At 46.8% G+C, this 248-nt stretch carries 2 protein-coding genes; both read right to left on the bottom strand.

The window, feature by feature from the left end:
* Window positions 1-168: serine hydrolase (locus tag ACSIPU_RS31395; protein WP_435322603.1), on the bottom strand; the 168-nt coding region annotated here is incomplete at its 3' end.
* A gap of 9 nt (window positions 169-177) precedes the next feature.
* The coding region (locus ACSIPU_RS31400) for a transposase (RefSeq protein WP_072100800.1) at window positions 178-248 on the bottom strand (71 nt) is incomplete at its 5' end.

The raw sequence follows: 248 nt of genomic DNA on the forward strand, positions 1-248 counted from the left end.
AGCGGTTAGCTCCTTCGGTCCTCCGATCGTTGTCAGAAGTAAGTTGGCAGCAGTGTTATCACTCATGGTTATGGCAGCACTGCATAATTCTCTTACTGTCATGCCATCCGTAAGATGCTTTTCTGGGCACTGTTGCAAAGTTAGCGATGAGGCAGCCTTTTGTCTTATTCAAAGGCCTTACATTTCAAAAACTCTGCTTACCAGGCGCATTTCGCCCAGGGGATCACCATAATAAAATGCTGAGGCCT

The sequence above is a fragment of the Klebsiella sp. HN106 genome (assembly GCF_051209435.1).
In the GTDB taxonomy this organism is placed as follows: Bacteria; Pseudomonadota; Gammaproteobacteria; order Enterobacterales; family Enterobacteriaceae; genus Klebsiella; species Klebsiella oxytoca.